The sequence below is a fragment of the Flavobacterium aquariorum genome, assembly GCF_003254745.1.
Classification (GTDB): domain Bacteria; phylum Bacteroidota; class Bacteroidia; order Flavobacteriales; family Flavobacteriaceae; genus Flavobacterium; species Flavobacterium aquariorum.
This window is the reverse complement of record NZ_QKXH01000001.1, coordinates 601,065-620,722: the sequence shown is the minus strand read 5'-3', so window position 1 is coordinate 620,722 and position 19,658 is coordinate 601,065. Positions and strand designations below refer to the sequence as shown.

The following is a 19,658-nucleotide window of genomic DNA, read 5'->3' as shown; positions in this document are numbered from 1 at the left end:
TATACATATAATGCTATCATATATTTAATTTAGTCCCTCTAATAGACAGAACTAATAAAAAATTTGAAACAACCAACTGTATAATAACAAATTGTAACAATCTAAAAAATGGCTAAAAAAACAAGATTATACAACTTCACCAACAAAAGTTAATTGACTGATTTTAAGTATTTAAAATATAATATTCTTAACCGTACCAAATCTAGTGAACGAAACCGAATAAATCGAATAAAAGCATATTTTATCGATTAAATACATTATTTTTTTAATATTATAGTATTTAACTTTCTAAATATTATAATAAGACACATCAATGACATGAATGAGTTCCAACAATATTCGAAACAAAGAAGTAGAATCCGAAATAGGGTTAATGCAACTACAATAAATTTTCATCGATAATAAAAATTTATTGATTTAGAAGTTATGACTCTCAATCTGTGTGACAGAATACAGTTCTTTGTCAACTACATTAATCGTATTTAATTTTGGATATTGAATCTGAAACACATTAAAAAACAAGTTCTCCATCCAAAAGGAATGTTCTACTTTTGCTTTAGCAAAACCAATGCAAAATTGATATTTTACGATGAAAGAAGTCTATTCCCTCAAAGAAGCCAAATTAAAAATTGAACATTTTTGTGCCTATCAAGAGCGCTGTCACGAAGAAGTGGTATCGAAATTGTGGAGTATGAAACTAGATCCAAACGAAATAGACGAAGTCATCGTGCATCTTATTGAGCACAATTTTCTCAACGAGGCTCGGTTTGCTTGTAGTTTTGCCCGAGGAAAACATCGCATCAAGCATTGGGGAAAAATCCGAATTACGAACGAACTGAAAATTAGAAAAATTAATCAAACCTTGATCAATCTTGCCCTAAAAGAAATTGAACCCGAAGAATATATTGCCACGTTTGAGGAACTCGCCGAAAGAAATTGGAAATCCATTACAGAAACCAATGCTCTCAAAAAAAGAAAGAAATTTTGCGATTATATGCTTCGTCGAGGATTTGAAAGCAATTTGATTTATGACAAGGTGAAAGAACTGGAGAATGAAAATTAATCTTTAACCCTTTTTTTCAACCATATAGGCCATATAAGTTCATATAACTGATATTCGAAAACTTCCATGAACTTATATCCTTATATGGTTATATTTTTTCTTTCGTTAATAATCGGTTAATTTTTAAAGCTATAAGTCACAACCAATATTAAAAAAACTTCTATTTACTTATATGACTTACATGGTTAACCTTTTTTACAAACTCAAAAGCACACTCACCGCATTCCCTCCAAAACCAACAGCATTAACCAAAACTTTCTTTATGGATTTCGTTTGTTTTTGCGCTTCCGCAAAAGGCACTCCGATGAACTGATTGTGTTGCATCATCAAAATGGCCATTTCCATACTCAAAATACCAGAAGCACCAAAAGTATGCCCGATTTTCCATTTATTAGTAGTTAACAAAGGCAGGCTTTCGCCAAAGACTTTCTCAATTGCTTTGTACTCAGTCAAATCTCCTTTTATCGTTCCGGGAGCATGCATGACAATAGCATCCACTTCAGAAATATCAATTCTTTCCAGTGCCATTTTCATCGATTTCTGAAAACAAGTTGCTTCCGCAGAAATCGAAATATTATGTTCCAAAATCTCGGTCGCATAACCAATACCTTCAATAAATGCGATGGCATTTTCTTTTTTTCCGATTTCAAGACAGCATACTCCAGCACCTTCACCCAAAATCATGGTATTTTGCTTTTTGTCCAAATCGAAAGCTCTATTGGGATATTGTTCTTCGCTCTTGGAGTAAATTTTCAAGGCTCGCATTTGACCAATTGTAAAATCCGTCAAAGGAGCTTCGCTTCCACCAACCAAAAATTTATCGGACATACCCGCCCTTAACCAAGCCACACCGTTGAGTACGGCATGCAAAGCTGTAGAACATGTAATGGAATGCGAAATCTCAGGGCCTTCACTTTGTAAATCGTGTGCCACCCAGGAGGAAATATTTCCCAAAGTGGTCGTTGGCGAAGCCAAAGTTTGAGCTTTTCCTGTTTCTAAATATTCTTGAAAATGCTTTTCAAATAAGTCGGTTGCACCGCGAGAAGATCCAATGTTAATTCCAAATTCAGCTCCTTTTGTCCAGCCTGCTTTTTCCATGGCTTTGCGGGAAGCCACCATCGCAAACAATACCGATTTATCTAAGGATTTGTATTTTATATCCGATTGCCGTAACACTTCGACTTCTGTCTTGGAATCTTCATCTAGTGCAGCAACGGCCGTGTTTTGATGATCCAAAAATTGTGTCGAGAAACAAGGATTGTCCGATAGATAATTTTTCCAAATCGTTTCCGATGAATTTCCTAATGACGAAATGGAAGCTATTGCTGTTATGGAGATAATTTGTGACAAAATATTCTATTCTGATTTAACCGCAAAGGTCGCAAAGTTTTTCTTAAAAATGAGAACTATTTAAACACGAAATCCACTAAGAAGTCACTAAGGACACTATTGAAAATCTATTAGGGCATTGCATTAAATTTATTTCAAATAAAAACTTTATGAGCCTTGTGCCTTCTTAGTAGTCTTAGTGATTAATTTCTAAACTATTTCCAAAGCACTTTCGACCACTTCATACACTCTTTGCAATTGTGAATCTGTAATCACATAAGGTGGCAAAATATAAACGATGTTCCCAACAGGACGAAGAATCACCCCATTTTCAATAAAAAAATCATAGAGCCTATTGCGTAGCGTTCCGTAATAGCTTGCCGAAGTTTCTGTTTTTATTTCCAATGCAAAAATAACGCCCAGCACTCTACTTGCCGTAACCATGGGATGGTTTTCAACCCGCTTTTTGAAATCCAAATGGCCTTTATTGATTCGGATCAAATTTTGTTGCATTTCTACGGTTTCCAACAAAGAAAGACTTGCCAGAGCTGCAGCGCAACCCGTCGGATTTGCGGTAAAAGTATGTCCGTGAAATAATGCCTTGTTGATATCTTCGTCATAAAACGCATCAAAAAGAGCTGAAGTAAAAGTCGTGATTGCCATCGGGATCGTTCCACCCGTCAAGGCTTTAGACAAACACATCATATCGGGTTTTTGGGTCAAATAATCACAGGCAAAAGTTTTTCCTGTTTTCCCGAAACCCGTCATTACCTCATCGGCAATCGTAAGGACATTATTTTCTTGGCAAATTTGAAGCAATTTGTCCAATGCTTCGGGTTGATACATCACCATACCCGCAGCTCCCTGCACTAAGGGTTCAAATATAAATCCTGCACAATCATTATTCTTGATTACTTCATGCAAGGCATCAAAACTGAATTGCTCCTGCCCGTTCACAGGCACGGGAATCCGAACCACATCAATAAACATTCCTTGAAATGCCTGCGTATAAAACGAAATTCCACTAGCGGCCATAGCGGCAAAAGTATCACCATGAAAGGCATTTTCGAAAGCTATAATCGTTTTTCTCTTTTCGCCTTTATTATAAAAATACTGTAAAGCCACTTTGATTGCCACTTCAACAGATGTAGATCCATTATCCGAGAAAAACACTTTCTTTTGATTATTTGGCAAAATAGCCAATAGTTTTTCGGCCAAAATAATTGCAGGTTCGTGAGTAAATCCTCCAAACAAAACATGTTCCAATGTTGTCAACTGTTTATAAATCGCATCGGCAATGAACTTATTGGAATGCCCATATGGATTCACCCACCACGAAGCGATGGCGTCTATATATTGTTTATTGTTTTCATCCCAAAGCAAAGCGCCTTCTCCTTTGGTGATAGCAATTGGAAGTGCAGCCGTTTTATGCTGTGTATAAGGATGCCAAAGATGTTGGCTATCTCGTTCGATTAAAGTCATTAGATTCTTGATATTAAATTCCAGATTGAAATTGATTTTTGCTATTGCTATTGCTATTGAAGTTTTAACAAATTCTCTCTAAATCGATCAGCGTATTCTTTGATTACATTTTGATCAAAATAAGGCTCTTGCTCTATTCTACCAATACATTTAATTCCAGTCTTTTTCCGAATTATAGATTCGGTTGACGGATTTTCATCACCTGAAAAAATAATTCCTCCAATCACTATTTTACGATTAAGCAAGGATTCGACCGTAAGCAAGGTATGATTGATACTTCCCAGATAATGCCTTGAGACCACAATCACTTTATAATCGCGTTGGATTAAATCGATAACGCAATCTGTATCATTCAAAGGCACGAAAACTCCTCCTGCTCCTTCTACAACCAAATGGTTTTGGATTATTGGCTCTTTTATTTGCTTCAAATCAATAGTGACTCCGTCAATTGCAGCTGCAAGGTGCGGACTTGCTGGAGTATTTAGCAAATAGCTGTTCGGATGGATTATTGTTTTTTTATTAGATATGAAAGATTTGACTTTATGACTGTCGGAATGGTCAACATCACCCGCTTGAATGGGTTTCCAATAATCCGCTTCTAAAGCTTCGACAATAATGGCAGAGGCAATCGTTTTGCCTACATCGGTAGAAATTCCTGTAATAAATAGTTTCATTTTTTTTTAGTTTAGCTAAGATTCACAAAGATTTTTGTTTAATAATTTCTTTGTGTGTCTTTGCGCTTTCTCTTTGCGCTTTCTCTTTGTGAACCTTTGTGTAATAATTTCAGACATTCATCTTTAATATACAAAGCTACTCAACAACGTCAATACTTTGGTTATTTCTTCTTTGCTATTAAAGCTGTGCAAACAAAAACGCAGTCTCTCCTGTCCTTCGGGAACAGTTGGCGACAGTATCGCTTTAACATCAAAACCATTTTGTTGTAAAGTAGCAGCAATACTTTTAACCTTTTCGTTTCCTGGAATAATAACACTTTGAATAGCCGATTTACTTCGAATAAAAAGCGGACTCAAGTACAACATTTTTTTTACCTGATTAAAAAAAACAATATTATCCCGAAGTGCCTCCAGTGTATTTTTATCTTTTTCCAAATAATGGTATCCCATTAAAATAGTAGCTACCGAATGGGGAGAAAGTCCTGTGGTATAAATAAAACTTCGTGCGAAGTTAACGAGATACGATTTCAATTCATTGGAACCCAAAACCACTGCACCGTGACATCCTAAACCTTTACCAAAAGTCATAATTCGGGCAAATATTTTATCCTGCAAATGCAAATGCTGGATCAATCCTTCTCCTTTTTCTCCAAAAACGCCCAAAGCATGCGCTTCATCAACCACTAAATAACAGTTCTGTTTTTCCGAAACGGCAACTAATTCTTCCAAATTTGGGCAGTCGCCATCCATCGAAAAAACAGTTTCCGTTACGATGTAAATTAAAATATTAGGATTCCTATTTATCAACGATTCCAAGTCCTCAAAATCATTGTGCTTGAATTTATAGGACTTAGCATTCGACAATTGTATCCCATCCCGAATGGAAGCATGACACAATTCATCGTACAAAATTAAATCGCCCTTTTGGGGAACAGAGCTAAAGAAACCCACATTGGCATCATAACCCGAATTGAACAGCAATGCTGATTCCGATTGATGGAATTGGGCAATATAATTTTCGGTTACGGTATATAAAGTGTGATTGCCGGAAATTAATCGCGAACCCGTTGCACCGTTGTTCTTTATGTTATGATCCAATAAAAATTGATGGGTGGCATTGAAAATCACCTCCGATTTTGAAAAACCGATATAATCATTCGAAGTAAAATCAATTAAATCATTAGGTTGCGGAAGAATACGTAATGATTTGTTTTGTCTTCGTGACTCTAGTTTATCGGACAGTTTTTTTGGAAAATTCATAACTGCAAAGTTATAAAAAAACCTACTTAATTTTTAGGAAAAGAGGTTCCTTCTTCCGATGCTTTCTTTTCGGCGGCTGTCTTTTCGGCAGCCCTTTTTCCTGCTTTGCCTTTTCCTATAGGCAATCCCGCAGTTATATAAAGGGAGCGATTGTATTGGGTTGGACTGTCATCCCCTTTTAGAAGCGGAACCAATCCATAATAATACTGCAAACCAACATTCATACCGTACTTGGTTTTTATTCGATACCCAGCGCCAATTACCAAACCGGCATCGACAACATGAATCTTGTCGCGTATATTGTTTTTATACTCGACATCCTCCCCATTATAATTTTGACGGAACAAATCATTAGCCGTGGACAAAAGCCCCAATTGCGTACCTGCCTTTACATAAATGTTATTGTCAAACTTATATTTAATCATCAAAGGAACATTAAAATAGTTTATATTTCTTTTGACAGAACCTTCAGCAAATACAGCATCTAATTTCTCGTCATTCAACGAATAAACCGCTATGTCTTTGGCACCCATTGTCGATTTTACGATTACTCCCGTGTTGAACATCCAGGAAGGGTTCTTTAGATTAAAATCGAAATAAAAACCCAAATTGAAATCCCTCCTATAATCCGAATCCAGATTTGAAATAGCCGAAAAATTGACACCTCCTTCCAAACCAAATTCAATATTAGGAGAATTCAATTTATCTCCAAAGATTAAGGACATTATCACTTGGGATTCAGCAGTATGAAAACTAAAAAATAATGCAATGAAGAAGATACTTTTTTTCATGTGTTGTTATTGATTAATTTTGCTGATTCCCAATTCACTTTTTTGTGAATCGTTAAATTACAACCCAAATCGATATTGAAGGCTTGTCATGAACTGGGTACGACTTGCTAAAAATCCACATTCAGCACGTAGCATAAAATGCCTGTTAAATTGATATTGGGACCCTAAAACAAAGTTCCACATATCTTTTGGCGCTTTTTCAAGAGAATATTGTACCGTAGAAGTTTCGGCCGTGCTTAACGCCCCGTCAATACCGTTCAAAAGGTTTCCGGCTGTCTCTAATGCTCTATTCGCCGTTTCGTATTTTGCTTTGTTGGACGGTTTCGCCTGTTCAGCATTGGATAACCCACTCCACCAATTGTCCACTTGGGCTTGTTTATCATTTACAGTAGCCAAACCTTGATCGACTTTTGCTTGCGCTCCATCGAGTGGCAAAACATCTGACAAAGCCAATGAACCATTTGTTCCGCTTTTTAGATGCACCCTAAATCCACCAGCCCAAACAGCAATGTTACTATCTTGTTTATTAAGTTTAAATGTTTTTCCCAACCTCGGACCAAAAACAAAACTCATAGCAGGTTTATCAAGTGAATTAATATCAGTCCATGCCACATTCATATCCAAGGCAAACCAGCCCCCTCCGACACCAATTGTTGGCGTTATACCTAATCCAAATGTAGTACCTTCGAAATCAGCTTTGGACTTAAAAGAAGTTACTTGTGACCAATTATTGTCGGCATCTGGAACCCAAACACCTGCATCTATCGTAGTAGACATTCTAGTTTTTCCAAAAATACCGTATACATTCAAAAAAGGAAACAACCAAACATCAGGCCTAACATTGACTGCATATCCAGATGCTACGGCACTATTAAAACGTATGATTTGATCCAGATTGTACATAGGCCCATTATTGAACCCAACTTCCAAATTCTTTATCGTTAAATCTGATTCTTGCCAAAAGTAATTAACCGAAAGACCCGCAGAATATGGTAATTGATAACCTTTTTGTGTTGCCTTTTCACCCCATATAGGCAAAGCATACGGATACTCCACTACTTTAAGACTGTCAAGCAGTGCTGCGTTTTTTTTACCCACCACTTTATTGGTGTATACCTGAGAAAAACCTATAGCACTTATTAATAAAAAAAGAAATACTAAAAATTTATTATTTTTCATTTTCTAAAAATTTAAATTACCTGACACTTTAAAAACTCATAACGTAAAGTTAAAAAAATAATTGGTCAAACCTCTACAGACAATACATTTAATTGACTCCTAAACTGTAAGTTGCAAAAAAGCCAGATAAATATACAGCAAACTAATCCTACACCTTTGAAATGTTTTATAAAAAGAGAGGAGACAAACATCTGTTTTAAAAATAATTTTCCTTTTCAGCACTTCACAATTCAAACTAATTTAATAAACCAGAATGATTCTGTTAGAGAATACAGCCATCAGGAAAAAGACACACTTTTTTACGTCCAGCTTCAAAAACCAGACGGCGTATAATTAACATGAAAGAAGACTCGAAAAACGTAATCTTAGGCAAATAATTTAAGCTTCGTCAGAAATTAAAACAATTCGACTGATACGAATTGAGAGTTAATTCATAAAACTAAGTATTTTTAAATCAAAATCCCTTTTATGGTGTTTTAAATTTTAGTAAATTTAACACTAATAATCAATACGTTAGTACGTTTATTTGGATTTTAAAAAGAGGATAAATTTCAATTAAACTGAATCTATGTATGATAAATTCTTAGATAAAAAAGATAATCAATTTGATTGAGCCTTACTAAAAAAGGAGTAAAATTGGATTGTTTGGTTATATGGAAAAAATGATGAATTCGCCGATACATTATCGCATTTTTCAGTTTTGGATGCAGATTAAAATGATCCGGATTATGTTAAAATGTAGGACGCAATTAAAGAAAGTCGTCTACCTATTGCAACAGACATCCAAAATAACAATCTATAGACTATTAACAATTAAATCAATTTTAAAATTTAATAAAATGAACATTAAAAAAAGAACATTAGGTATAATCCCAATGCTGTTTTTGGGATTGTTTTTTAGCTGTGGCCCAACCGTAACCGTTACTCAGGATTATGACCGCGCAGTTAATTTTAGCGAATTCAAAACTTTTGCAACTTTTGATTTGAGTGCACAGAAAGGCCAGGTAAACCAATTAAACGTAGATCGAGTTACAAAAGCAATTCGCGCAGAAATGACTGCCAAAGGTTTTAAAGAAACAAGTGATAATCCGGATTTAAAAGTAAATGCAGTAGCGATTTTAAAAAACAAAACACAGGTTACTGCCAATTCAAATTACTATGGTTATGGTGGTATGTATCGCCCTTACGGATATTGGGGTGGAGGTGCAGTGATGGGAGGAGGCTCGACAACATTTAACACTTATAATTATGTTGACGGCTCCTTGGTTATTGATATTATATCCACAAAAACCGACAAACTAGTTTGGCAGGGTATTGGTAATGCCGAAATTGACAACAAACCAGACAATCCTGAAGAATTTATTAATAGTTCCGTAAAAAGCATTATGGCAGGTTTCCCTCCCGGAGCAGCTAAAAAATAAATCTAATACTTTATTTCTGAAATTATACCATATGGATATAACCCTTGAATGATTTATTCAAAATGATAAATTAAATCAACTGTTTTCAAAAATATTTTAAACAAAAAAATGCCCGACTTTCGTCAGGCATTTTCATTTTAAGAGCTGAATTGTCTTAATCTGTTAAAACAATTACTTTATTATCCTTTAACTCAAGAGTACCTGAGGCAATTTCTAAAGTATAATTTTGATCATTTACTTTGGTAAATAAACTGGCAGTTTCTTCGTTTAAATCAAAGGCAGGAGCAGTAATATTAATTGTTCCTTTCTGCAACAATGAAACTATTGGCGCGTGGTTATTCAACATTTGAAAACGACCATCTACTCCTGGAACAGAAATAGAAGTGATTTCTCCTGAAAATAATTTCGCTTCTGGTGATACTATTTCTAATAACATATTTTTTTAGTTATAAGTTATGAGTTATGAGTTATGAGTAAAACTGAATACTGCTTAACTGTAAACTACAAACTGATTTTAAGCTTCCGCCAACATTTTTTCTCCAGCCTCGATAGCTTCTTCAATAGTCCCTTTAAGGTTGAAAGCTGATTCTGGCAAGTGATCTAATTCACCATCAATAATCATGTTAAATCCTTTGATAGTATCTTTGATATCAACTAATACACCTTTTAATCCTGTAAATTGCTCAGCAACGTGGAAAGGTTGAGACAAGAAACGTTGTACACGTCTAGCTCTTGAAACCGCTAATTTATCATCTTCAGACAACTCTTCCATACCTAGAATCGCGATAATATCTTGCAATTGTTTGTATTTTTGAAGAATTTCTTTTACTCTTTGTGCACAGTCATAATGCTCGTTACCGATAATGTGAGGTGCCAAGATTCTTGAAGTAGAATCCAATGGATCCACCGCAGGATAAATACCTAACTCAGCAATTTTACGAGACAATACAGTAGTAGCATCAAGGTGAGCAAACGTTGTTGCTGGCGCCGGGTCAGTTAAGTCATCCGCAGGAACGTAAACCGCTTGTACAGATGTAATAGAACCTTTGTTTGTAGATGTAATACGCTCTTGCATCGCACCCATTTCTGTTGCCAATGTTGGTTGGTAACCTACCGCAGAAGGCATACGACCTAAAAGAGCCGAAACCTCAGAACCTGCTTGTGTAAAACGGAAGATATTATCAACGAAGAACAATACATCTTTTCCTTGATCAGAACCTGCTCCATCACGGAAATATTCAGCGATAGATAATCCAGAAAGTGCCACACGAGCACGAGCTCCTGGAGGTTCATTCATTTGTCCAAAAACGAAAGTAGCTTTAGACTCTCTCATTCCAGGTAAATCTACTTTAGATAAATCCCATCCTCCATTTTCCATAGAGTGCATGAATTCCTCACCGTATTTTATAATTCCTGACTCCAACATCTCACGAAGTAAGTCATTCCCTTCACGTGTTCTTTCTCCTACTCCTGCGAATACAGAAAGTCCACCGTGCCCTTTTGCAATATTGTTGATCAACTCCTGAATCAATACTGTTTTACCTACTCCAGCACCACCAAACAATCCAATTTTACCTCCTTTTGAGTAAGGCTCAATCAAATCGATTACTTTAATACCTGTAAATAAAACTTCAGAAGATGTAGATAAATCTTCGAATTTCGGAGCTTGTTTGTGAATTGAAGTTCCGTTTTCACCTGTTTTAGGTAAAGCTGGCAAACCGTCAATAGCATCACCAATTACGTTAAACAAACGACCGTAAACATCCGCACCGATTGGCATTTGGATAGGATTTCCTGTTCCAACTACTTCATAACCTCTGCTCAAACCATCTGTTGAATCCATCGAAATGGTACGAACAGTGTTTTCACCGATGTGAGATTGTACTTCTAGAACTAATAACGTTCCGTCTTTTTTTGTGATTTCTAATGAATCATAAATTTTTGGAAGTTCAACATCTTTTCCGTTGAAAACTACATCGACTACTGGTCCAATGATTTGGGCAACTTTTCCTATTACTTTTGACATTACTTATGTATTTATTAAATAGCTATTTAGGTTTATGAAATACAGCCCATCGAATCTCATCGAATGGATACTTTTTTCAGAGTGCAAAGATAATTTTTTAAAATATAAAATCAATATTTTTTTTTATAAAAAAAGCTAAATTTTTATCGAATTGATTATTAAGCAGTTTCAAACTATCAAAACATCTCGTTCTTAGCCAAAAAATAAAAAAACCACCACGTTGATTAACGGGTGGTTTGAAACACTATTGTTAAATTTTATTTATTGTATTGTTGCAGGAAACAAAGTTTGATATTGTGCCAAATCTACATTTCTTAAAGTCGATTCATACTTCGCATTAATTGCATTAATAAAAAGATTAGCAATAAAAGCATAACCTCTTGGAGTAGGATGAACTCCATCTAACGAAAAAGCACCTCCTGTTGCATAAGAAGCTGTCATTTGGTAATTTCCAAAACGAACTCCTGTAGAAGCCAATTGCGTCATTGCTGTTTTAGTATCTACAAAAGCTAATCCCTTGGCATCTGCTATTGACGCAATAGTAACATTATAAGCATCTGTCGCGACTTTGATAGCTTCAATTTCTGAAGGAATTAAAATATGCTTATCCAATAATGGAAAAGTAACTCCAAATTTATCTAATGGTGCTGGATAACCTGAAGCTCCCGCAATTACTGATTTTGTAGATAACAAAACTAAGTCTGCTTTTGTTGCTTGTCTTGCCTGCCCAAAAATTTGTCCATAAACAGCTGCTTTTGCAGCGCCTAAAGAAGGTGTAAAAGCAGCTGTTAATTGAGCTGATAAATTCGTTAAATTTTCATCCGAAATCAGCAAAGGATTTGCTGCCGTGGTTGACAACAGATTAATTCTATCACCTGCATTGAAAGCTGTTAATGCTTGTTTTAAAGGCCCGTATAATTGAGCATTTAAAGCAGCAATTGCCGCCTCACCTGCTGCCACATTTCCAAGGCCAAGAACACTTGACGTAAGCGGATTGTAAGGAACTGTAGTGAAATGAGGAAGCGTAGTTATATAAGGCAAATTAGCTAGTACTCCTTTTGCTCCGTTTGCCGTTAAACTTGTAACCAAAGTATTGTAAGCAAAATTAAAAGTAGCCGTTGGTGTTATCGGATCAGTTCCATCACCACCAGTAGTAGCAAAACCTAAAACGTCATTTCCTCCAATAAACAAAGAAAAGAAAGTTGGAGACTGCGCTAAAGCATCTGCCAAAATTGTAGTAGTAGCCGAAGAGGAGAAACGAGAAAAGTAAGGACTTGCCGTAGCAGGTGATGCAAATACTCCCGCTAGGTTTCCGTAGCCCGGCGCAATTAAGTGATAACTTTTAGCACCAGGAACACCCATATTACTAAACTGACCAGACAAATGAGCTGTAATTGCAGTACCAGAGATTCCAGGGACGTTTACTGGTGCTTTTGTTTTAGCATCAAAGTACAATCGGGTTGGAAACTGCGGAACCTGCACGCCACCGTTAGAAAAACCTCCGGTATTATCTACCATAAAAGGCGTTGTAGCTGCAGTGCCTCCTGCTGGTATAAATTGCTGTGCCAATATATTAACATAAGAAGTTTCCTGAGCTTTCTTAAAAAGAGCACCATCACTGTAACCAGCAGCAAAAGAATCCCCTAACGCAACATATTTTGCAAAAGAAGCCGACCCGCTAGTAACCGGAACTTCTGTTTCCACTGTATCATCATCATTATTATTACATGCTACAAAGCTTAGAGAAACCAATAGTAGCCATTTGAAATTTTTTATCATACTCTATATTTTTAAGTTTTTGTCTTGTCTTTTTAATTAAGGATTAATCGTCAATGAAGCGAACCATTGTTGACCGATAGATCCAGCTCCAATTACTTGAATATAATCTTTACCTCCAATATTAGTAGCTCCAACTTTGAACAATAATTTACAGGTTGGAACAGCATAATTGATTTGAGCATCAACTACAGTGGTAGAAGGAATCATTCCATCAGCAAAAGAAGATTGCCATAAATATTCAGAATTCCATCTTACGTTTGTGTTAAATCCAAAATTCTTAAACAATCTTGTATTTCCCAACGAAGCTTTTACCCTATGTTTTGGAGTATTAAATCCAGTAACAAATCCTGGATCTTGAGATTGATCGAAATCCAATTGAGAATAATTATAGTTTGCTCCTAATTCAAAGTTTTTATACACTTTTTTAGACAACCCAACACCAAAACCTAAAGAAGCAACATCAGCACTAGTATTAGAATATACTTGATAAATTCTTCGGTCACTTCTTGCCAAAGCATACACAGGACTTAACGGGTCTGATAAGTTTATGGCTGTATTAACATCTCCATAATAAACCCCAGCCACTCTTGATGTATTCAAGAAATGATTGTATTGGTTATAATACCCATTCAAATCAACCGATAAATCATTATTAATTACGGCACGATACCCTAACTCATATGCTTTTACTTCTTCTGGACGAACTAACCTAACATTTGCAGATTTCAATAAAGCAGCAGCTCCAGCAACATCAGAAGGATTAGCAGACAAAGCAGCACCAAAAGCCTGAACAGAAGTTAATGTATAAGAATTATTATAAGCATTGGTACCGTTCATTGGTACTGTAGCCGCTGCTCCTGCAGCTTGTCCTGCGGCACTCACATTTCTAATTTCAGAATAACGAACTAAATTTTCCGGTGCTGAACCAATTAAAGCAAATGGCCCTAGATCAAGTCCGATATATTGATCTTGTGTAGTAGGATTCCTAAAACCTGTTTGGTAAGAAGCTCTAAAGTTGTGATTTTTTTGTGCTCCAGCAGAATAAACAAATGAAACTCTTGGAGAAACATTTCCGTCAAAATTTTGACTTTTGTCATAACGCACAGAAGCAACCACTTTCAAACGATCTTCCATAAACAGTTTAGACCCTTGAGTATAAACTCCATATTCGTTGTAACGAATTGGCCCATCATAATCGGTAAAAATAGATCCATTAGAATTCATTTCGTATTGACGAGCAGAACCTCCCACTTGAATTTCAGCAAACTTAATTAAGTCTTTAAAGTTATAATTAACATCGGAGTGGTATATTTTAGATCGATCTGTAAATTTAGCTCCTTGCGTAAAATCAGGATTACTTTTAACAGCATTAAGTGCACTTGTAAACTCAGGAGTTCCTGGCTCAAATCTTGCATTTCTTGGTGCAGAAGGATTAGTTGGATCTGTATTAGGCACTAAGTTCAAACCTGGCGAAACGTTGGTATCAGCAAAAGATCTTGCATAATTAGCCGCTTGATCGGCATTAAGCCCTAAAACAGCAGAAGACAATTGAAAAGATGTAGCATAATCTGTAAACCAGTTAGTGTCTGATTTTGCAGCTCTTTGCACATTCCAACCTGCAAAACGCATATCATAAGAGTTACCAGCATCTTCCGAAGATTGATAAGCTCTTGCAAAAAAGTTTTTCCCTTTTATTTCAATTTTCGTTTGACTCATAAAGAAATCGTTCAAAGCATATCTATTCGCTCCTTGGTAAATCGTATTTCCTAAACCTAATTTATACTGAAGCATGATTTCGGTATCATCTGCCCAAGGTCTAATATGCAATGAAAAATCAGCTTTTACGCTATTCACTTTATTGTCGTTCAAATCTTTTTCACGGTAACCAGTTCTACTTACTTGTCCAACATTGTTGATAAAAGTAGTTACCTCATCTCCATAAATATTCAAACCATCATAGTTTTGGTTCCCATCATGACCAATTGAACCACCAGTAACACTTCTTCTGTCATCTGCAATCCATTCGGTAGCTTTCATATAATTGAAGTTAGCTTTTACAGCAAAATATTTATTAAAAGCTGTAGCCGCTCTAATTCCCATATCAAAATAATCATTAGTACCGGCAACATCTTGAGAAGTTTGACCATATTTCACATAAGAACTAATCCCTTGATATGTAAAAGGATTTTTACTATTCATAAATAAAATTCCATTGAATGCATTAGCACCATACAAGGCAGAAGAAGCTCCAGGTAAAAGCTCCACACTAGCCACATCAATATCCGAAAGACCAATTAAGTTACCCAGCACAAAGTTCAACGCAGGTGATGAATTATCCATTCCATCTACCAACTGCATAAAACGAGTATTCCCAACAGCAGCAAACCCTCTAGTGTTAACTGTTTTGAATGAGATACTACTGGTATTGAATTGCACTTCTTTTAAATTTTCTAAACCATCATAGAAAGTTGGAGCCGTAGTACTTTTCACTTGCGCAATTCCCATTCTTTCAATCGTAACAGGCGATTGAAGCACTCTTTCCGGTGCTCTAGAAGCAGAAACTACAATTTCATTTAATTTTGTCTCTTCTGAACTTAGTTTTACTTGAATTTTTTGAGATACTGACTCTACATTTACACTGGAAGAAGCATGTCCTACAGCTGTAATATCAATAGAAAAAGGAGGCGCCTGCTTGGTAACCAACACGAAGGAACCATCATAATCCGAAGTCGTCCCTTCATTTGATCCAGACACTTTAATACTAGCTCCTGGAATAGGTTGATTATTTTCATCAGTAACAACACCTTTGATAGAATTTTGCGCAAAAGATATGCTACAAAAGAATAATGTTAAAAAAAGCAAATACAATCTCATATGGTAAAATTTTGTTGGTTAGTGGCGCCAAATTACACATATTTTTTAATTATAAGTAAAAAATATAAAAATATTTATAATTATTATTAACAAAACAGTTCATTATATAACAATTCAATATTTTTACATTTTGCATAATTAATAATAAAATAATGAGTTAATCGCATAACATACTATGCATACATAATAATTTGGTAATTCCATTAAATTTATCACAAAATTTACAACGATTTCGTAAAAAGTCTAAAGCAAAAAAAAGCGAGAAATAAATCTCGCTTTTTTAAAATCCTATAACAATTCGTTATTCAACAGTAACCGATTTTGCTAAATTTCGAGGTTGATCAACATTACAACCCCTCATAACAGCAATGTGATACGATAAAAGTTGTAGCGGTATGGTAGTAATCAATGGCGACAATGCATCTGATGTTTCTGGTATCTCAATAACATAATCTGCTAATTCACGAACTTGCGTATCTCCTTTGGTGACTACCGCAATAATTTTTCCACTTCTGGATTTGATTTCTTGAATATTACTCACAATTTTATCATAATGCCCTTGTTTTGGAGCAATTACGATAACCGGCATCAATTCATCAATTAATGCAATTGGCCCGTGTTTCATTTCAGCCGCAGGATAACCCTCAGCATGTATGTACGAGATTTCTTTTAACTTTAACGCTCCTTCAAGCGCTACCGGGAAGTTATACCCACGACCTAGATACAAACAATTTGGTGCATCTTTAAATACAGCCGCAATTTCCTTGGTTTTATCATTAGTTTCTAATGCTTCCTTAACTTTTTCAGGAATGAATTCCAATTCTTGTAAATACATATGAAAATCAGACTTAGACAACGTTCCTTTTGCTTGAGCCAAACGAAGTGCAATCATTGTCAACACCGTAATTTGAGTAGTAAATGCTTTTGTAGATGCAACACCAATCTCAGGACCTGCATGTGTATAAGCACCTGCATGAGATTCTCTTGAAATAGATGACCCTACTACATTACATACCCCGAAAACAAACGCACCGTGTTCTTTTGCTAATTTAATAGCCGCCATAGTATCGGCAGTTTCACCCGATTGCGAAATGGCAATTACGACATCTTTACTGTTTATGATTGGATTTCTATATCTAAATTCAGAAGCGTATTCAACTTCAACAGGGATTCTGGCAAACTCTTCAATAACATATTCAGCTACTAAACCGGCATGCCAAGAGGTACCGCAAGCCACAATTATAATACGGTCCGCATTTAAAAATTTCTCAAGGTTGTCTTCAACACCAGCCATTTGAACGATTCCTTCATTTGCATGTAACCTTCCACGATAGGTGTCTTTAATTACACTTGGTTGCTCGTAGATTTCTTTCAACATAAAATGATCGTAACCACCTTTTTCAATTTGTTCCAAATTCATCTGAAGCTCTTGAATATAAGGATCAACGATAGAATCGTCTTTAATTTTACGAACTTTCATAGGTCTATGCAGTCTAATATTGGCCATTTCCCCGTCCTCAAGATACACTGCATTTGAAGTATACTCTATAAATGGCGAAGCATCCGAAGCAATGAAATATTCGCCTTCACCAATCCCAATTGCCAATGGACTTCCTAATCTTGCGGCAACAATTTCATTTGGATTTTTTTTATCAAAAACAGCAATTGCATAAGCACCTACCACTTGATTTAGAGCCACTTGAACCGCTTTTCCTAATTTTAATTTTTCTTTCTTCTGTACCTCTTCAATAAGATTTATCAAAACCTCAGAATCCGTATCCGAAGTAAAAGTATAACCTCTTTTAATTAGTTCCACCTTTAAAGGAGCATAATTCTCAATGATTCCATTGTGAATAATAACCAAATCACCCGAATTAGAAACATGAGGATGCGAATTGACATCATTTGGCACACCATGAGTGGCCCAACGCGTATGCCCTATTCCTATAGTACCATTTGTAGATATTTCTTTTTCAGCTTTCGCTTCCAGATCGGAGACTTTACCTTTTGTTTTAGATAATTTAATAGCTTCACCATCATACAACATCACACCAGCGCTATCATATCCACGGTATTCCAACCTTTTTAACCCCTTTATAACTATAGGATAGGCTTCTCTATAACCTATATACCCAACAATTCCACACATATTTTCGCTTAATTAGGTTTTGTATAATAAATTTCGAATTTCAATCTTTTGTTATAATCCTTATCATCTGTTGGGATATTATTACCAAAGACAATAGTACCCAATGGATTCATAACAGAAGTCATTGGCGCTTTTAGAGGAAAACCGGTTTTATCCCTTAAAGAATAAAAACTGGACTTATTAATATCTTCTGTAACAACCAATCCCAAGTCAACATTAGTTGAATCAGCGTACTTGACAAGATTTCTAATATGATTAGTGATCCTAAATTTATAATAAGAACCACCTTCTAGATCTGATTTCTTGGTAAGAATACCACCAAAAATATATTTATTATTTTTAGTATTAGAAGCAACAGTAGATTCTCTATAATCAATCAATACTTGGTTGTTTTTAAAATCATACAAATAAATTCTTTGCGGCACATAACTTGTACCCATAGCAGCTGAATTCAAATGAAATGTTAAACTCGCCTCATTAATAAGATATTTATTTCTTCTCATGTCATCCAACTCATCCGGAACTTTGTTCGGACCATCAGTTAATTCTAAACCATGAGTGTCAGTTGGGTCAAATAATTTCACAATAGACATTGAACCCTCTCCTCCTTTAAGATACAAATTAGCATCTCCCTTATCTGAGTTAATATTAGTAGGATTCGTCGCATTTGTATAATTAATATTTGTATTGCTTTGATCCAACAAACTAACGGTATTGCCAGATAAATTTAATACTAATGTTTTATCTGTAGTTACAGAATTTATAGTCTCCGAATAAGTAATTGTTATCTTCCCAGACTTAAAATTAAGCATTGCCATGTTTCCAGGATTACCCCCTACGGTTTCTATGTTGAAAAACAAACCTCTAAAGTAATCTTTAAACGCATTATTATCAATCAAAGGTCCAGCTGGCGCCTTAATTATTTTATTTAGAAAGAATTCTTTATTCAAGCTTAATTCCATTCCTGGAGGTGTTCTTGTCGTTACTTCGGTACCACTTGAGTTAGTCGTCTTTGCAACATGTTCTGCTGGATCAAAAAAGAATGTTGTATTTTCAGCTGTATTCGAGCCGTCATTTAAAGGGACGCCAATTTTTAACTGATTAAAATCTGAATATTGATCATTATAATATTTTTGAGGCTGAGAAAATTGCTCCTCAGGATCTAAATCTCTCATGAAATAACCAGACTCATAAACACTAAGTTTCATTTTAGCTTTTTCTGGGCCATAAATAGAATCCAAAACATAAGTATTACTACCGTCGGGATTTACAACAGTTTTAGTCTTATCATAAAAATAAGGTATTGTCAACACTACTTTTTTTATAGTAGCTGAAGCGTCAAAAGCAGGATCTAGAGTCGCTAAAGTCACTTGAGTAACAAAATTTGCGTTAGTAGTACCAAAGGAAGGATTATCATATACCCCTAAAGGATTAACATCCATATTATTCGACTGAATAGGCCCAAGCTTTTGATTATATGCTATGACTGGATATTCACTCTTTTGTATATCAAAAGAATTATCCCCTATAAGATCTTCACCAACAACATTAAATTCTTTATCACAGGAATTAAAAAGAACAATAAACAAAAGGAAAGGAATAGTTTTAAAAAAAGAATTTTTAAGCATATT

The 19,658-nt window shown here is 35.4% G+C and carries 14 protein-coding genes; 2 read left to right on the top strand and 12 right to left on the bottom strand.

The window, feature by feature from the left end; translation table 11 throughout:
* The first annotated feature begins 589 nt into the window (after positions 1-589).
* A complete protein-coding gene (locus DOS84_RS02615) occupies positions 590-1,063 on the top strand; it encodes a regulatory protein RecX (protein ID WP_111408544.1) in 474 nt (157 codons plus the stop codon).
* A 195-nt stretch (positions 1,064-1,258) separates the two neighbouring features.
* On the opposite strand, the gene DOS84_RS02610 is transcribed toward DOS84_RS02615, so the two are convergent.
* The 6 genes from DOS84_RS02610 to DOS84_RS02585 form a co-directional block, all read right to left on the bottom strand.
* Entirely contained in the window at positions 1,259-2,413 is a 1,155-nt protein-coding gene (locus DOS84_RS02610) for a beta-ketoacyl synthase N-terminal-like domain-containing protein (RefSeq protein ID WP_111408543.1), read from the bottom strand.
* A 189-nt stretch (positions 2,414-2,602) separates the two neighbouring features.
* A complete protein-coding gene (gene bioA, locus DOS84_RS02605; protein ID WP_111408542.1) occupies positions 2,603-3,874 on the bottom strand; it encodes an adenosylmethionine--8-amino-7-oxononanoate transaminase in 1,272 nt (423 codons plus the stop codon).
* Positions 3,875-3,927: 53 nt separating this feature from the next.
* Entirely contained in the window at positions 3,928-4,548 is a 621-nt protein-coding gene (bioD, locus tag DOS84_RS02600) for a dethiobiotin synthase (protein ID WP_111408541.1), read from the bottom strand.
* Between the two features lie 123 nt (positions 4,549-4,671).
* Entirely contained in the window at positions 4,672-5,808 is a 1,137-nt protein-coding gene (locus tag DOS84_RS02595; RefSeq protein ID WP_111408540.1) for an aminotransferase class I/II-fold pyridoxal phosphate-dependent enzyme, read from the bottom strand.
* A gap of 26 nt (positions 5,809-5,834) precedes the next feature.
* Positions 5,835-6,599, bottom strand: a complete 765-nt coding sequence (locus tag DOS84_RS02590) for a porin family protein (RefSeq protein WP_111408539.1) — start codon at positions 6,597-6,599, stop codon at positions 5,835-5,837.
* Between the two features lie 57 nt (positions 6,600-6,656).
* The gene (locus tag DOS84_RS02585) at positions 6,657-7,778 is read right to left on the bottom strand and encodes a hypothetical protein (RefSeq protein WP_111408538.1); all 1,122 of its coding nucleotides are present in this window, start codon (positions 7,776-7,778) and stop codon (positions 6,657-6,659) included.
* An 839-nt stretch (positions 7,779-8,617) separates the two neighbouring features.
* Between DOS84_RS02585 and DOS84_RS02580 the strand changes: the two genes are divergently transcribed.
* Positions 8,618-9,199 carry a DUF4136 domain-containing protein gene (locus DOS84_RS02580; protein WP_111408537.1) on the top strand — a complete coding sequence of 194 codons (582 nt, stop codon included), beginning with the start codon at positions 8,618-8,620 and terminating at the stop codon, positions 9,197-9,199.
* A 154-nt stretch (positions 9,200-9,353) separates the two neighbouring features.
* On the opposite strand, the gene DOS84_RS02575 is transcribed toward DOS84_RS02580, so the two are convergent.
* The 6 genes from DOS84_RS02575 to bamH all read right to left on the bottom strand — a co-directional run bounded on the left by DOS84_RS02575 (position 9,354) and on the right by bamH (position 19,655).
* Complete coding sequence (locus DOS84_RS02575) at positions 9,354-9,635, bottom strand: FoF1 ATP synthase subunit delta/epsilon (RefSeq protein WP_111408536.1); 282 nt, start codon at positions 9,633-9,635, stop codon at positions 9,354-9,356.
* 78 nt (positions 9,636-9,713) lie between these two features.
* Positions 9,714-11,225 (bottom strand): F0F1 ATP synthase subunit beta, encoded by a 1,512-nt coding sequence (gene atpD, locus DOS84_RS02570; protein WP_111408535.1) that lies wholly within the window; start codon positions 11,223-11,225, stop codon positions 9,714-9,716.
* Positions 11,226-11,486: 261 nt separating this feature from the next.
* A complete protein-coding gene (locus DOS84_RS02565) occupies positions 11,487-13,004 on the bottom strand; it encodes an SGNH/GDSL hydrolase family protein (RefSeq protein WP_111408534.1) in 1,518 nt (505 codons plus the stop codon).
* 36 nt (positions 13,005-13,040) lie between these two features.
* Positions 13,041-15,878 carry a TonB-dependent receptor domain-containing protein gene (locus DOS84_RS02560; protein WP_111408533.1) on the bottom strand — a complete coding sequence of 946 codons (2,838 nt, stop codon included), beginning with the start codon at positions 15,876-15,878 and terminating at the stop codon, positions 13,041-13,043.
* A 301-nt stretch (positions 15,879-16,179) separates the two neighbouring features.
* A complete protein-coding gene (gene glmS / locus DOS84_RS02555) occupies positions 16,180-18,027 on the bottom strand; it encodes a glutamine--fructose-6-phosphate transaminase (isomerizing) (RefSeq protein ID WP_111408532.1) in 1,848 nt (615 codons plus the stop codon).
* 8 nt (positions 18,028-18,035) lie between these two features.
* Positions 18,036-19,655 (bottom strand): BamH family beta-barrel-assembly machinery protein, encoded by a 1,620-nt coding sequence (gene bamH, locus DOS84_RS02550; RefSeq protein ID WP_111408531.1) that lies wholly within the window; start codon positions 19,653-19,655, stop codon positions 18,036-18,038.
* Positions 19,656-19,658: the final 3 nt, after the last annotated feature.

Coding starts and splice junctions, on each gene's coding strand:
- DOS84_RS02615 (WP_111408544.1), top strand. CDS start 590: ATGAAAGAAGTCTATTCCCTCAAAGAAGCCAAATTAAAAATTGAACAT.
- bioA (WP_111408542.1), bottom strand. CDS start 3,874: ATGACTTTAATCGAACGAGATAGCCAACATCTTTGGCATCCTTATACA.
- bioD (WP_111408541.1), bottom strand. CDS start 4,548: ATGAAACTATTTATTACAGGAATTTCTACCGATGTAGGCAAAACGATT.
- DOS84_RS02595 (WP_111408540.1), bottom strand. CDS start 5,808: ATGAATTTTCCAAAAAAACTGTCCGATAAACTAGAGTCACGAAGACAA.
- DOS84_RS02590 (WP_111408539.1), bottom strand. CDS start 6,599: ATGAAAAAAAGTATCTTCTTCATTGCATTATTTTTTAGTTTTCATACT.
- DOS84_RS02585 (WP_111408538.1), bottom strand. CDS start 7,778: ATGAAAAATAATAAATTTTTAGTATTTCTTTTTTTATTAATAAGTGCT.
- DOS84_RS02580 (WP_111408537.1), top strand. CDS start 8,618: ATGAACATTAAAAAAAGAACATTAGGTATAATCCCAATGCTGTTTTTG.
- DOS84_RS02575 (WP_111408536.1), bottom strand. CDS start 9,635: ATGTTATTAGAAATAGTATCACCAGAAGCGAAATTATTTTCAGGAGAA.
- atpD (WP_111408535.1), bottom strand. CDS start 11,225: ATGTCAAAAGTAATAGGAAAAGTTGCCCAAATCATTGGACCAGTAGTC.
- DOS84_RS02565 (WP_111408534.1), bottom strand. CDS start 13,004: ATGATAAAAAATTTCAAATGGCTACTATTGGTTTCTCTAAGCTTTGTA.
- DOS84_RS02560 (WP_111408533.1), bottom strand. CDS start 15,878: ATGAGATTGTATTTGCTTTTTTTAACATTATTCTTTTGTAGCATATCT.
- glmS (WP_111408532.1), bottom strand. CDS start 18,027: ATGTGTGGAATTGTTGGGTATATAGGTTATAGAGAAGCCTATCCTATA.
- bamH (WP_111408531.1), bottom strand. CDS start 19,655: ATGCTTAAAAATTCTTTTTTTAAAACTATTCCTTTCCTTTTGTTTATT.